13 protein-coding genes are annotated in these 14,356 nt (G+C 64.6%); 8 read left to right on the top strand and 5 right to left on the bottom strand.

Annotated elements, in window-relative coordinates; all coding sequences use genetic code 11:
* Positions 1 to 53: 53 nt before the first annotated feature.
* From IG169_RS04255 to gltB, 3 genes are read right to left on the bottom strand one after another with little or no spacing between them, the layout of a single operon-like run.
* Positions 54 to 1,508: a glutamate synthase subunit beta gene (locus tag IG169_RS04255; RefSeq protein ID WP_193174925.1), complete on the bottom strand. Its 1,455-nt coding sequence runs from the start codon at positions 1,506 to 1,508 to the stop codon at positions 54 to 56.
* A 14-nt stretch (positions 1,509 to 1,522) separates the two neighbouring features.
* Positions 1,523 to 1,846: a heavy metal-binding domain-containing protein gene (locus tag IG169_RS04250; RefSeq protein WP_193174924.1), complete on the bottom strand. Its 324-nt coding sequence runs from the start codon at positions 1,844 to 1,846 to the stop codon at positions 1,523 to 1,525.
* A gap of 4 nt (positions 1,847 to 1,850) precedes the next feature.
* Complete coding sequence (gene gltB, locus IG169_RS04245; RefSeq protein WP_487345381.1) at positions 1,851 to 6,542, bottom strand: glutamate synthase large subunit; 4,692 nt, start codon at positions 6,540 to 6,542, stop codon at positions 1,851 to 1,853.
* 431 nt (positions 6,543 to 6,973) lie between these two features.
* Between gltB and IG169_RS04240 the strand changes: the two genes are divergently transcribed.
* The 6 genes from IG169_RS04240 to IG169_RS04215 all read left to right on the top strand — a co-directional run bounded on the left by IG169_RS04240 (position 6,974) and on the right by IG169_RS04215 (position 11,330).
* Complete coding sequence (locus IG169_RS04240) at positions 6,974 to 8,026, top strand: threonine aldolase family protein (RefSeq protein WP_193174923.1); 1,053 nt, start codon at positions 6,974 to 6,976, stop codon at positions 8,024 to 8,026.
* A 145-nt stretch (positions 8,027 to 8,171) separates the two neighbouring features.
* The gene (locus IG169_RS04235) at positions 8,172 to 8,480 is read left to right on the top strand and encodes a BufA1 family periplasmic bufferin-type metallophore (RefSeq protein ID WP_193174922.1); all 309 of its coding nucleotides are present in this window, start codon (positions 8,172 to 8,174) and stop codon (positions 8,478 to 8,480) included.
* Between the two features lie 138 nt (positions 8,481 to 8,618).
* Entirely contained in the window at positions 8,619 to 8,948 is a 330-nt protein-coding gene (locus IG169_RS04230; RefSeq protein ID WP_193174921.1) for a BufA1 family periplasmic bufferin-type metallophore, read from the top strand.
* 34 nt (positions 8,949 to 8,982) lie between these two features.
* Positions 8,983 to 9,933: an MNIO family bufferin maturase gene (gene bufB, locus IG169_RS04225; protein WP_193174920.1), complete on the top strand. Its 951-nt coding sequence runs from the start codon at positions 8,983 to 8,985 to the stop codon at positions 9,931 to 9,933.
* On the top strand, positions 9,920 to 10,702 hold the full coding sequence (locus IG169_RS04220) for an HvfC/BufC N-terminal domain-containing protein (RefSeq protein WP_193174919.1): 783 nt from the start codon (positions 9,920 to 9,922) through the stop codon (positions 10,700 to 10,702). Before bufB ends, IG169_RS04220 begins: the two co-directional genes overlap by 14 nt.
* Positions 10,703 to 10,721: 19 nt before the next feature.
* The gene (locus tag IG169_RS04215; protein WP_246717122.1) at positions 10,722 to 11,330 is read left to right on the top strand and encodes a DoxX family protein; all 609 of its coding nucleotides are present in this window, start codon (positions 10,722 to 10,724) and stop codon (positions 11,328 to 11,330) included.
* Between the two features lie 97 nt (positions 11,331 to 11,427).
* Here IG169_RS04215 and IG169_RS04210 read toward each other — a convergent pair whose 3' ends face one another.
* Entirely contained in the window at positions 11,428 to 11,895 is a 468-nt protein-coding gene (locus tag IG169_RS04210; protein WP_193174918.1) for an Hsp20 family protein, read from the bottom strand.
* A 286-nt stretch (positions 11,896 to 12,181) separates the two neighbouring features.
* Between IG169_RS04210 and IG169_RS04205 the strand changes: the two genes are divergently transcribed.
* Both IG169_RS04205 and IG169_RS04200 read left to right on the top strand, forming a co-directional pair.
* Positions 12,182 to 12,598, top strand: coding sequence for a hypothetical protein (locus tag IG169_RS04205; protein WP_193174917.1), 417 nt, complete (start codon positions 12,182 to 12,184; stop codon positions 12,596 to 12,598).
* Between the two features lie 150 nt (positions 12,599 to 12,748).
* A complete protein-coding gene (locus IG169_RS04200; RefSeq protein WP_193174916.1) occupies positions 12,749 to 13,696 on the top strand; it encodes an alpha/beta fold hydrolase in 948 nt (315 codons plus the stop codon).
* 3 nt (positions 13,697 to 13,699) lie between these two features.
* Here IG169_RS04200 and hisN read toward each other — a convergent pair.
* Positions 13,700 to 14,356, bottom strand: a 657-nt coding sequence (gene hisN, locus IG169_RS04195; protein ID WP_193174915.1) for a histidinol-phosphatase, incomplete at its 5' end; no start/stop codon positions are given.

Raw genomic sequence — 14,356 nt, 5'->3', positions numbered from 1 at the left:
ATCCGCCCGAATCGGATAACCCGCCTTGATTTGGCTCAAGCCGTGACGCGGCGTCAGCGTGGCAGCGTCGTCTCGCCCATCAGGAACTCGTCGACGGACCGCGCCGCCTGGCGTCCCTCGCGGATCGCCCAGACGACCAGCGACTGGCCGCGCCGCGCATCGCCAGCGGCGAAAAACTTGTCGACCGTGGTCTTGTAGTCGGTCTCGTCTGCATTGACCGAGGTGCCGCCGCGCCGGTCGGTGTCGATCTTCAGCGTGTCGCCGAGTTCGCCGATCACGCCGGTGTCCAGCGGGCCGGAAAAGCCGATCGCGATAAAGGCGAGATCGGCGCGGATGAAGAACTCCGTCCCGGCGATCGGCTTGCGCCTGTCGTCGACCTCGCAACATTTCACATGCGTCAGTTGGCCGTTCTCGCCGATGAATTCCAGCGTCGCGACCTGGAATTCGCGCTGCGCGCCTTCCGCCTGGCTCGACGAGGTGCGCATCTTGGTCGCCCAGTACGGCCAGACCGCGAGCTTGTCTTCCTTTTCCGGCGGCTGCGGCCGGATGTCGAGCTGCGTGACCTTCACCGCGCCTTGCCGGAACGCCGTGCCAATGCAGTCCGACGCGGTATCGCCGCCGCCGACCACGACGACATGCTTGCCATTGGCGAGGATCGGATCCGACGGCCAGGCGACCGAGGCGATATTCTCGCCCGCCACGCGCTTGTTCTGCTGCACGAGATAGTTCATCGCCGGATGGACGCCGGAAAAATCGTCGCCCGGAATGCCCGCGTCGCGCGGCTTTTCCGAACCGCCGCAATAGATGATCGCGTCGAATTCCGCGGCCAGCTCCGCAACCGTCTTGTCGACGCCGACATTGACGTTGACATGGAATGTCACGCCCTCGCCTTCCATCTGCTTGGCGCGCGCGTCGATATAGTGCTTTTCCATCTTGAAGTCGGGAATGCCGTAGCGCATCAGCCCGCCGACGCGGCTTTCGCGCTCGAACACATGCACCTCGTGGCCGGCGCGTCCGAGCTGTTGCGCGGCGGCAAGCCCCGCCGGACCCGAGCCGATGACGGCGACTCGTCTGCCGGTCTTCGTGACCGCCGGCTGTGGCACCACAAAGCCGCTCTCATAGGCCTTGTCGGCGATCGCCTGCTCCACCGTCTTGATGGCGACGGGAATGTCTTCGAGGTTCAGCGTGCAGGCTTCCTCGCACGGTGCCGGGCAGATACGGCCGGTAATCTCCGGGAAGTTGTTGGTCGAATGCAGGTTGCGGATCGCCGAGTCCCAGTCGCCATTGTAGACCAGATCGTTCCAGTCCGGGATCTGGTTGTTGACCGGACAGCCCGTCGGCCCGTGACAGAACGGAATGCCGCAATCCATGCAGCGCGCCGCCTGCTTGACCACTTCGCCGTCTTCCAGCGGAAGCGTGAATTCCTTGAAATGGCGAATGCGGTCCGACGCCGGCTGATATTTCGGCGTGTGCCGGTCGATTTCGAGGAAACCCGTTACCTTGCCCATGTCAATTCCCGGAACTATTCAATGACGACCGCCGTGCCCGATGCCGAGACCATCAGCATCGAGCCGCTACCGGCCGAGATGTTTTCATAATCGAGGTCCACCCCGATGACGGAGTTGCCGCCCAACCGGGCCGCTTCCTCTTCCATTTCGCGCAGCGCGATCTGGCGCGCCTCGCGCAACGATTTCTCGTAGGCGCCGGAGCGTCCGCCGACGATGTCGCGGATGCCGGCGAAGAAATCGCGGAAGATGTTCGCGCCGAGGATCGCTTCCCCGGTGACGACACCCTTGTATTCCACGATCCGGCGGCCCTCGATCGTGTTGGTGGTCGAAACGATCATCCGCTCACTCCGCCGCCACGTTCATGCGCATGCGCTCCATGTCCTCCAGCGCACGCCGGTATTCGACCGGCATCACCTTGCGGAATTTCGAGCGGAAGTTCTCCCAGTTCTCCAGGATATGCGCCGCGCGCGTCGAGCCGGTCAGGTGACGGTGGTTGGAGATCAGCTGCAGCAGCCGCTCCTCGTCGTGCCGCGTCATGTCGCCGGAGACGTCGACGCGGCCCTTGTGGGCGAGGTCGCCGCCATGGTGGTGCAGCTTCTCGAGGATGTCGTCCTCTTCCGGCACCGGTTCCAGCTCGACCATCGCCATGTTGCAGCGCGTCTCGAAGGTTTCGTCCTCGTCGAGGACATAGGCCACGCCGCCCGACATGCCGGCCGCGAAGTTGCGGCCCGTCTGGCCGAGCACGACGACGACTCCGCCGGTCATGTATTCGCAGCCATGATCGCCGACGCCCTCGACGACCGCCGCCGCGCCCGAGTTGCGCACGGCAAAGCGCTCGCCCGCGACGCCGCGGAAATAGGCCTCGCCCTGGATCGCGCCATAGAGCACGGTATTGCCCACGACGATCGACTCTTCGGCGATGATCTTCGCGTTTTCCGGCGGCCTGACGATCAGCCGGCCTCCGCACAGGCCCTTACCGACATAGTCGTTGCCGTCTCCGATCAGGTCGAACGTGATGCCGTTGGCAAGGAACGCGCCGAAGGACTGGCCGGCCGTGCCGCGCAACGTCACATGGATCGTGTCGTCGGCGAGCCCCTTGTGGCCGAAGCGCTTCGCCACTTCGCCCGACAGCATCGCGCCCGCTGACCGGTCGACATTGTGGATCGGCGTATCGATATGGACGGCCTGCCGGCTTTCCAGCGCCGGTGCGGCCTCGGCGATCAGCTTGCGATCGAGAATGTCGTCGATCGGGTGCTTCTGCCGCTCGGTCCAGTAGGTCGCGCTCTTCTCGGCTTCCGGTTTGTAGAAGATTTTGGAGAAGTCGAGCCCGCGCGCCTTCCAGTGTTCGATCAGCGCTTCCTGTTCGAGCAACTGGGTTTCGCCGATGATCTCGTCGAGCTTGGTGTAGCCCATCGACGCCAGCAGCTCGCGCACTTCCTCGGCGAGATAGAAGAAGTAGTTGATCACGTGCTCGGGCGTGCCCTTGAAGCGTTTGCGCAGGACCGGGTCCTGCGTCGCCACGCCGACCGGGCAGGTGTTGAGATGGCACTTGCGCATCATGATGCAGCCGGCCGCGATCAACGGCGCGGTTGAGAAGCCGTATTCGTCGGCGCCCAGAAGCGCACCGATGATGACGTCGCGCCCGGTCCTCAGCCCGCCATCGACCTGCAGCGCCACGCGGCTGCGCAGACCGTTCAACACCAGCGTCTGGTGTGTCTCCGCAAGGCCCATTTCCCAGGGGCTGCCGGCATGTTTCAGCGAGGTCAGCGGCGATGCGCCGGTGCCGCCGTCATAGCCGGAGATCGTGATGTGGTCGGCGCGCGCCTTGGCGACACCGGCCGCGACCGTGCCGACGCCGACTTCCGACACCAGCTTGACCGAGATGTCGGCCGCCGGATTGACGTTCTTCAGGTCGTAGATCAGCTGTGCCAGATCCTCGATCGAATAGATGTCATGGTGCGGCGGCGGCGAGATCAGGCCGACGCCCGGCGTCGAGTGCCGCGTCTTGGCGATGGTCGCGTCGACCTTGTGGCCGGGCAGTTGGCCGCCCTCGCCGGGCTTGGCGCCCTGCGCGACCTTGATCTGGATCATGTCCGCGTTGACGAGAAATTCCGTCGTCACGCCGAACCGGCCCGAGGCGACCTGCTTGATCGCCGAGCGCTCCGGGTTCGCCGTCCCGTCGGGCAGCGGCAGATAGCGGTCCGGCTCCTCGCCGCCCTCGCCGGTGTTCGACTTGCCGCCGATCGCGTTCATCGCCCGCGCCAGCGTCGTGTGCGCCTCGCGGGAAATCGAGCCGAAACTCATCGCGCCGGTCGAGAACCGCTTGACGATTTCCGATGCCGGCTCGACCTCGTCGATGGCGACCGGCTTGCGCCCGGTCTCCTCGGCGGACCTGATGTGGAACAGGCCGCGGACCGTCTTGGCATGGCGCGCATCGGCGTTAACCTGGGAGGAGAACGCCCGGAACGTGTCCGGCTGCCCCTGGCGCACGGCATGCTGCAGCGAGGCGACCGCGTCGGGCGTCCACACATGTTCCTCGCCGCGCACGCGGTACATGTACTCGCCGCCCACCTCCAGCGCGTTGATCAGCACCGGGTCGTTGGAGAACGCCGCGCGATGCCGCCGCGCCGTTTCTTCCGCGACCTCTGCCAGCCCGATACCCTCGATGGTCGTCGCCGTGCCGGTGAAGTACTGTTTGACGAACTCGCTCGACAGGCCGACCGCGTCGAAGATCTGTGCGCCGCAATAGGACTGGTAGGTCGAGATGCCCATCTTGGACATCACCTTCAGGATGCCCTTGCCGATCGACTTGATGTAGCGGTGGACCACTTCATAACGGTCGACTTCCGGCGGGAACTCGCCCTTGGAATGCATGTCGAGCAGCGTGTCGAAGGCGAGATAGGGATTGATCGCCTCCGCGCCGTAGCCGGCGAGGCAGGCGAAATGGTGCACTTCGCGCGGTTCGCCGGATTCGACGACGAGGCCGACCGAGGTGCGAAGCCCCTTGCGGATCAGGTGATGATGCACAGCCGCCGTCGACAGCAGCGCGGGAATGGCGATCCGGTCCGGCCCGACCTGCCGGTCGGACAGGACGATGATGTTGTAGCCGCCATGCACCGCCTGTTCGGCGCGGTCGCACAGCCGGTCGAGCGCGCCCGCCATGCCGGCGGCGCCGTCCTTTGCCTTGTAGGTCGTATCCAGCGTCTTGGAGTCGAACAGGTCCTCGGTGTGGCCGATGGAACGGATCTTTTCGAGGTCGCCATTGGTCAGGATCGGTTGGCGCACCTCGAGCCGCTTGCGCTTCGACGCACCTTCCAGATCGAAGATGTTCGGCCGCGGGCCGATGAACGAGACGAGGCTCATCACCAGTTCCTCGCGGATCGGGTCGATCGGCGGGTTGGTGACCTGGGCGAAGTTCTGCTTGAAATAGGTGTAGAGCAGCTTCGACTTGTTCGACATCGCCGAAATCGGCGTGTCGGTGCCCATCGAGCCGATCGCTTCCTGGCCGGTCGTCGCCATCGGCGCCATCAGGATCTTGGTGTCTTCCTGGCTGTAGCCGAAGGTCTGCTGCCGGTCGAGCAGGCTGACATCCTCGCGCAGCGCGCGCGGCGCGACGGGCTTCAGCTCCTCCAGGATCAGCTGGGTATTCTCCAGCCATTCCGTGTAGGGGTGCATTGTCGCCATCTGCCGCTTGATCTCCTCGTCGGAGACGATGCGGCCCTCTTCCATGTCGATCAGCAGCATCTTGCCCGGCTGCAACCGCCACTTGGTGACGATCTTCTCGTCGGGAACGGTGATGACGCCGGCTTCCGACGCCATGATGACCATGTCGTCGTCGGTGACGATATAGCGTGCCGGCCGCAGCCCGTTGCGGTCGAGCGTCGCGCCGATCTGGCGGCCGTCGGTGAAGGCCACCGCCGCCGGGCCGTCCCACGGCTCCATCAGCGCAGCATGATATTCGTAGAACGCCTTGCGCTGGTCATCCATCAGCTTGTTGCCGGCCCAGGCTTCAGGAATCAGCATCATGACGGCATGCGCGAGCGAGTAGCCGCCCTGGAACAGGAATTCGAGCGCGTTGTCGAAGCAGGCGGTGTCCGACTGTCCTTCATAGGAGATCGGCCACAGCTTCTCGATCTCGTCGCCGAACAGTTCCGACTGGACCGAGGCCTGCCGCGCCGCCATCCAGTTGACGTTGCCGCGCAACGTGTTGATCTCGCCATTGTGCGCGACCATCCGGTAGGGATGCGACAGTTTCCAGGACGGGAAGGTGTTGGTCGAGAACCGCTGGTGCACCAGCGCCAGCGACGAGACGAAGCGCTCGTCGGTCAGGTCCTTGTAATAGGCGCCGACCTGGAAGGCCAGGAACATGCCCTTGTAGACGATGGTGCGCGACGACATCGACACCGGGTAGAAGCCGTTGTCGCGGCCTTCGGTCTCGGCATGGATGCGCGCCGAAATCACTTTGCGCAGGATGAACAGCCGCCGCTCGAAAGCATCGCCGCCTTCGAGGTCGTCCGCTTTTGCAATGAAGACCTGGCGGTGAACCGGCTCGGTCGCCACGATATCAGGCGCCTTGGACAGCGACGAATTGTCGACCGGCACGTCGCGGAATCCGATCAGTTCCTTGCCTTCCTCGGCCACCACATTGGCGATGATGTCCTCGATATGCGCGCAGAGTTCTTCGTCCTGCGGCATGAAGAAATGCCCGACGGCATATTCGCCGGCCGGCGGCAGCGTGACGCCCTTTTCGGCCCATTCGGCGCGGAACAGTTCGTCCGGGATCTGCAGCAGCATGCCGGCGCCGTCGCCCATCAGCGGATCCGCGCCCACCGCGCCGCGATGGGTGAGGTTTTCCAGCATGGCAAGGCCGTCGGAAATGATCTTGTGGGACTTCTTGCCCTTCATGTGCGCGATGAAGCCGACGCCGCAGGCATCGTGCTCGTTGCGCGGGTCGTAAAGCCCCTGCGCCCCCGGCGACCCGGCGGCGGTCTTGCGGTCGGCCGTGGCTTTCGAACCGGTGTTCCCGCCCGATATGGCAGGTCCGGATTGCGGCATCCAGGTCATCGCTCAATCCTCCGTCTCGGCGCAAGCGCGCGTTTCAGTCGTCCTATCTAGCATTTCGGGCCATGGCTGACACCCGCCCTGGACCGTCGCTCCGACGCTTCGCCGGCCTTGCTGCCGGTGAGGTCGGAATACCGCTCGTCAGGATCGGATCGGTGCCCTGCGCCTGCAGACGCGTATACGGATCGAACGGCGATTTCCACACCGTTTGACCCTCAATGCAAAATAGGACAGCATTACTGTCATATTCGTATGACAGATACCGGGACTTTTCTCAAGATGCAAATGCAAAAAAATCGCCTCGGAAATGATCGAAAATGTCGCCAGAGCGGCGAATCGGGTTACTTCCTTTCGCAATTGGTAGTCTGAGCGATCCCCGCGGCCAGGCAATAAGGGAAACCGACATGTTCTTCGCCTCCGACAACTGGGCCGGCGCCCATCCCGAAATCTCGGCATCCCTCGCAAGGCACGCCGGCGGCTTCAACGCCGCCTACGGGACCGGCGATATCGACCGGGAGGCCGAGCAGCGGTTCGCGGATATCTTCGAGCACGAGGTCTCGGTCTGGTTCCTGCCGACGGGCACGGCAGCCAATTCGCTGGCGCTTGCCGCCGTCAACCGTACCGGCGGCGTCGCCTTCGCCCATCCCGACGCCCATATCCGCGAGGACGAGGGTGGCGCGCCGGAGTTTCTGGCAAGCGGCGTGCGCATCCGCCCGGTGCAAGGCGGGAACGGCCAGTTCTCGGCCGAAACCCTGCGCCACGCGGTCGAGCCGTTTTCGCCGGGCAACGTCAACATCGGCCGCGCCATGGCGGTGTCGATCACGCAGGCGACGGAAATCGGCACCGTCTACGACCCCGGCGAGATCGCCGCGATTGCCGCCGTGTGCCGCGACCATGGCCTGCCGCTGCACATGGACGGCGCGCGTTTCGCCAATGCGCTGGTCTCGCTCGGCTGCTCGCCCGCCGACATGACCTGGCGCCAGGGCGTCGATATCGTGTCCTTCGGCGGCACCAAGAACGGCTGCTGGTGCGCCGAGGCGCTCGTCTTCTTCGATCCCGCCATGGCGCGCGACATGGCCTATCTGCGCAAGCGCTCCGGGCAATTGTTCTCCAAGTCGCGTTTCGCCGCCGCGCAGTTTCTCGGCTATTTCGAAAACGGCCTCTGGCTCGACATGGCCGCCCGTTCCAACGCCATGGCCAAGGCGCTGGCCGGCGCGATCGCCGCGAGCGACAAGGCCCGCCTTGCCTGGGCGCCGCAGGCAAACGAGGTCTTCGCCGTGCTCGCGAAAACCGAGTTCGAGCGCCTGCAGGAAGCCGGTGTCCGCTTCTACGACTGGCCGGAGCCGGCGGGAATGAATCTCGGTCTCGCCGCCTCGGAAACGATCGTGCGCATGGTCACGAGCTTTGCGACGGAAGAGGCCGATATCGAGCGCTTCGCCGAAACTCTTGGCGCATAAGGAAAAAATCGCCGCTCAACTTTTCCTCACGGTGAAGTGACGGCCGATAACGCCGCGTTGATTTCCGTTTTATTGACGCCTCTGCGACTCCTGCGGTCACCGGGCGGCTGAAAAGCCCGGCCAACGACCTTCAGAGGAGTCACATATGTCCAAAGCAACCAAGTCCGCTTTCAGCGGCGCAATTCTCGCCGGCGCCGTCGCAGCCGCCATTTCGGGGGCGCAGCTCGTCACCGCGACCGACGCCGCCGCCGCCAACGTGAAATGTTACGGCGTCGCGATGGCCGGCCAGAACGACTGCGCCGCCGGTCCGGGCACGACCTGCCAGGGCACGTCGACGATGGATTACCAGGGCAACTCCTGGAAATACGTCGAGGATGGCACCTGTGAATCGATGGAATTGCCGGGCGGCCGCATGGGTTCGCTCGAGCCGCTCGATCGCGACCGTCCGGCCTGACCGCGGCGGTTTCCCGAATTTCGCCGCGAGGCGAAATGGAGGCGGATATTTCCGCCTTCCCCGCCGCCGGGTTTCCGGCGGCACCCGGCCTCGCCGGACGGCCGAAAGCCCGGCACCCGAAGTACAGAGGAGCTTCACATGTCCAAGACAACCAAGACAGCACTTAGCAGCGCCATTCTCGCTGGCGCAGTCGCAACCGCCATGGCGTCGATGGCCCATGCCGGGCCGCTGACGCAGGAAGAAGGCAAGGCGGCAATGGATGCCGGCAAGGAGAAATGCTACGGCGTCGCGCTCGCCGGACTGAACGATTGCGCCGCCGGCCCGGGCACGACCTGCCAGGGCACGTCGACGGTCGACTTCCAGGGTAATGCCTGGGTCTTCGTCCCCGGCGGCACCTGCGCCAACATCATGGTTCCGGGCGGCCGCCACGGCTCGACCGAGCCTCTCGACCGCGACCGGCCGGCCTGATCGCCTGAAAACGCTGCAAATCGGAGATACTGCCATGAACAGGACCCGCCTTTCGCAAGACCCGGCCCCGGCCGCCGGCACGTCCCGGTTTGCAGCGCGAACCGCCCGTATCCCGGCTTCGGCCGGGGTCGGGTTCAAGCATACCCATCTCGACGCCATCCTGGACGACCCGGATCCGGTCGGTTTCCTCGAGGTACATGCCGAAAACTACATGGGCGACGGCGGCTTTCCGCATCGCGCGCTGGAGCGTGTTCGCCGCGATTTCCCGCTGTCGCTGCACGGAGTCTGCATGTCGATCGGCGGTCCGCAACCGCTCAGCGAAGACCATCTGGCCCGCTTCAAGGCGCTGGTCGACCGCTACGAACCGGGGCTCGTATCCGAACATCTGGCCTGGTCGACCCATGACGACGTCTTCATGAACGACCTTCTTCCGCTGCCCTACACCGACGAGACGCTTGCCCATGTCTGCGATCACATCGACCGCATGCAGGAAGTCATCGGCCGGCAGATGCTGCTCGAAAACCCCTCGACCTATGTCGTCTTCGAGAATTCGACCATGAGCGAAACCGACTTCATCCGCGAGATCGTGCACCGCACCGGCTGCGGTCTGCTTCTCGACGTCAACAACGTCTTCGTCTCCGCCACCAATCACGGCTTTTCGCCGCTCTCCTACCTGATGGACTATCCGATGGAACATGTCGGCGAGATCCATCTCGCCGGCCACGCCGTGCAGGAAGACGACGAGGGCGAGCCCCTGCTGATCGACAGCCACGATGCCCCGGTCGCCGATGCGGTCTGGGATCTCTACGCCATCGTCGTCAGGCAGGCCGGCCCGATCCCGACGCTGATCGAATGGGATTCCGATCTGCCGGAATGGCCGGTTTTGCGTTCCGAGGCCGCCGCCGCCGACCGGATTCTCGACGAAGCCGCGCATTCCTTCATGATGGGCAAGAGCCACGGGAAAATCAGCCATGCCGTCGGCTGACGACATCCATGACCTCGACGCCGTCGGGTTCCGCGCCGCCATTCTCGACCCGGCGCGCGCCAGGCCGCAAACCGTCACCGGACCGCACGGCAAACAGGCCGACAAGCGGTTCAATGTCTATCGCAACAATGTCACGGTCAGCCTGATCAACGCCCTGGCGGATACCTTTCCGGCGGTGCAGCGCATCACCGGCGAATCCTTCTTCCGCGACATGGCGCGTGAATTCGTGCGCGCCCATCCGCCGGTCTCGCCGCTCCTGTTTCTCTACGGCCATGAATTTCCGGCGTTCGTCGCGGATTTCGAACACGCTGCGCGCATGCCCTATCTCGCCGATGTCGCGCGGGTCGAGCGCGCCTGGCTGACGGCCTATCACGCCGCCGATCTGGAGCCGCTGGCGCCGCAGGCGCTGGCCGCGATCGATCCCGCTTGTCTCGCCGACGTGACGTTCCGGCCGCACCCCGCCGCCGCGCTCGTGCGCTCGGGTTTCGCGGTCTTCGACATCTTCGACGCCAACCGCAGCCAGGACACGGTCGGCCGGATCGATGCCGCGCGCGCCCAAAGCGTGCTCGTGACCAGGCCCGGCACGGAGATTATGGTCACCGCCCTGCCCGACGGCCACGACGCCTTCTTTGAACGCCTCCTGTCCGGCGGAACGCTCGGCGAGGCCGCGGAGGCCGGCATGGAGGCCGCGGAAACATTCGACATAAACGAGGCGATCGGCGGGATCTTGTCCACCGGCGCATTCATCGCCGCCGAAACGGCGCAATAACGAGGACGGGGAGATCGCCATGGCTGACACGGCAGACATGAAACACATCCGGGGACACGCTCTTCCCGCGCCGCTCGGCGCGATCGTCCGGCTTCATGAGGCGGTTTTTTCGGGGCTGGAACGCCTTCTTTCGGGATGGTTCAACGGCTTTGCCGCCCGCTTCGTCTTCGCCAGCCTGTTGCTGCTTTATTACCTGAATTCCGGCTGGAACAAGCTCGGCGACGGCCTGTTCGGCTTCCTGCATCCCTCGACCGGCGCCTATGCCTCGATCCTGCCGCCGATATTCGAGCAATACGGTTACTCCGAAACGGCCCTGCCGTTCTTCCCCTGGCACGTCATCGTCCTTCTCGGCACCTGGTCCGAGATCCTGCTGCCGCTGCTGATCGTCGTCGGCCTTTTCAGCCGCGTCGCGGCGCTCGGCATGATCGTCTTCATCGTCGTGCAGAGCTATGTCGACGTCACCTATCTGGGTCTGGAAGGAAAGTTCATCGGATCGATGTTCGACCGGTTTCCCGACGCGATCATCTTCGACCAGCGCATGCTGTGGATCTTCGTCCTGTTGATGATCGTCGTGAACGGTCCGGGAAAACTGTCGCTCGACCACCTTCTCGGCCGTCGTTTCCGCTGACATCGCGTCCGGAAAATCCTGAAACGAAAAAAGGCGGGGTCTCCCCCGCCTTTCATCCTCGCGCTTTCCGGCCGGGAGAAACCGGCGCGCGGCGGGATCAGTTGACCGATTTGGCCTCGATCTGCTTGGCGTCCTTGCCGTTCTTGATATCGATCTTGCGCGGCTTCATCGCTTCGGGGATTTCGCGCTGCAGGTCGATATGCAGCAGGCCGTTCTTCAGTTCGGCGGCCTTTACTTCGACATAGTCGGCAAGCTGGAAGCGACGTTCGAAAGCCCGCGACGCGATGCCGCGATGCAGGAATTCGCGCTTCTCTTCGGTGCTTTCCTCCGGCTTGGCGCCGGCGACGCTCAGCACGTTCGAGCGGGCTTCGATCGTCAGGTCGTCTTCGGAGAAACCGGCGACGGCCATGGTGATGCGGTAGGCGTTCTCACCAGTCCGCTCGATATTGTAGGGCGGATAGGTCTGGCCGTTGTTTTCCGGCTGGGCAAGCGTGTCCAGCATCGAAAAAAGACGGTCGAAACCGACGGTGGAACGGAACAGGGGCGAATAATCGACGTGACGCATTGGATGTCCTCCATTCGTGAGCGACTGGTTTGCGTTTGGCATGTTCGATTGCCCTTCATAGGCGCAACCCGGTGATGCCAGCGGACCCGTTGGGGCGTCCGCAGAACCTATTTGGTGATTGCCGAAGAGCGGTTCAAGACCACCGCCAAAGCGCCCTTTTGCGGCATGAACGCCGGATGAACGGGCCCTTCCGGTTCCGTTCAGCCGGCATCGGGCAAATTGTCTCCACGATCAGGGAAACGAACCGCCGGACGCCCCGGCACGAACCCGAAAGAGGAGACTGACCATGAAGAACGCTCTCACCACCACCGCCCTCGCCACGTTCCTGTCCATCGGCGCATTCGGCGCTGCTTCCGCCATGCCTGCCGCCGCACCGGCTACCGGCGCCGCCACGGCCGCACCGGTCGAACTCGTCCATTATCGCGGTCCCGGCGCCCATCGCGGCCATCACCGCGTCCTGCCGCGGCATGTGATCGTCCGCTCGCTGCGCCACCGCGGTTTCCGGCACATCCGTGACGTTCGCCGGATCCGCGGAGACTATGTCGTCCATGCCCGCGGCTACCGCGGCCCGGTCCGGCTCGTCGTCGACGGTCGCACCGCGCGCATCCTGTCGCGCCAGCCGCTGCACCGCCATGGCCACCAGCCCGGCGTCCGCTTCCAGGGCTCGAACGGCAGCTTCACCTATTCGTTCGGCATCTACTGACCGGACAGGGCTTGGCCGGACTGTATCGTCCCTTCCTGTCCGGTCATTTGCCGGGGGTGCCTTCGCGGCGCCCCCGGTTTTTCTTTGACGTTTGAGCGGACGAACCCTAGACCTTGTGCGACCGCTTCCGCAGGCAGACCTTCGCCAGCCATGACCACACTCCGGTTTTCCGATACCAATCCCGCTCCGGACATCCATTCCGACGGCTTCATCGAAACGCCCGACGGGTTTTCGATCCGCTATGCGCTGTTCCGCTCGGAACATCAGCCTTCCAAGGGCACGATTCTTCTCCTGCAGGGGCGCAACGAGACGATCGAGAAATATTTCGAGACCATCGCCGATCTCGGCCGGCTCGGCTTCGACGTCGCGACCTTCGACTGGCGCGGCCAGGGCGGCTCCGACCGCTTCTTCGAGCGCACCGATGCCGGCTATGTCGATTCCTTCGACCAGTACGCCATCGATCTGGAAACGGTCTTCGAGCACGTCGTGCTGCCGGACTGCCGGCCGCCCTTCTTCATGCTGGCCCATTCGACCGGCGCGCTCGTCGCGCTCTACACGGCGCCCGCCATGGTCAACCGGATCCGGCGCATCGTGCTGTCGGCTCCGTTTCTCGGCCTGCCGGTTTCCAACTTCCGCCATTCGGCGATGCGCGCGGTCACGAAATCGATGGCCTTTCTCGGCCTCGGCAATCTCTACGTCTCCGGCGGGTCGGCCGAACGGATGCGCAAGCCCTTCGAGATCAATCCCCTGACCACGGGCGCCCACCGCTACGCGCGCAACATCTCCATCCCCATTCGCCACCCCGAGCTGGCGCTCGGCGGCCCCTCGGCGACATGGATGACCGCCGTCTTCAAGGCCATCGACCGCGTCAGGGATCCCGCGCATATGGCCCAGACCGTGATCCCGATCCTGGTCTTCATGGCCGGCGAGGAGCGCATCGTGTCGAACGCGGCGATTGAATCCCTGGCGGCCAATCTGCGCTCCGCGTCGCTGCTGACGATAGACGGCGCGCGCCATGAATTGATGCAGGAGGCCGATGTCTATCGCGAGCAGCTTCTCGCCGCCGTCGAGGCCTTCATTCCGGGAAGCGGTGACTGATTTCTAGCGGTTCATGATGTCCAGCGTCGCGGCGTGCAGCTCGGGCGTCGCCGCCGCGACGACGTCGCCGCCATTGATGGCGGTGCCGCCGTCCATGGTCGTCACCACGCCGCCGGCCTGCTCGATCAGCGGGATCAGCGCCGCGATGTCGTAGGTCTTCAGGCCCGGGTCGATGACGATGTCGGTGAATCCGGCCGCCAGCATCGCGAAGGCGTAGCAATCGCAGCCGTAGCGCGACAGCCGTACCTTGGATTCCAGCCGATCCCAGGCCTCGCGCATCGACCCGGTGCCGAAAAGCGCCGGTGTCGTCGTGAACAGCGTCGCCTCCGCCACCGAATGGTGCTTGCGGGTCGAAAGCGTGACCGGCGAATGCCCGTCGCGCATCAGCTGGCTCTTTTCGCCGTCGGCGACGAAGAATTCGCCCGTATAGGGCTGCGACATGAAGCCGGCGCGCGCCGCGCCGTCGACCTTCAGCCCGACCAGCGTGCCCCAGACCGGAAGCCCGGAGATGAAGGCCCGCGTCCCGTCGATCGGATCGATGATCCACACATGCGACGCGTTCTGGCGCACCGCGCCGAACTCCTCGCCGATGATCCCGTGCTCCGGATACTCCTGTTCGATCAGCGCGCGGATCGCTCCTTCCGCCTGCTTGTCGGCCGC

Source organism: Oricola nitratireducens (assembly GCF_014904745.1).
GTDB classification, from domain to species: domain Bacteria; phylum Pseudomonadota; class Alphaproteobacteria; order Rhizobiales; family Rhizobiaceae; genus Oricola; species Oricola nitratireducens.
Note: the sequence above shows the minus strand (reverse complement) of the source record. Positions and strands in the feature narration are given on the sequence as shown.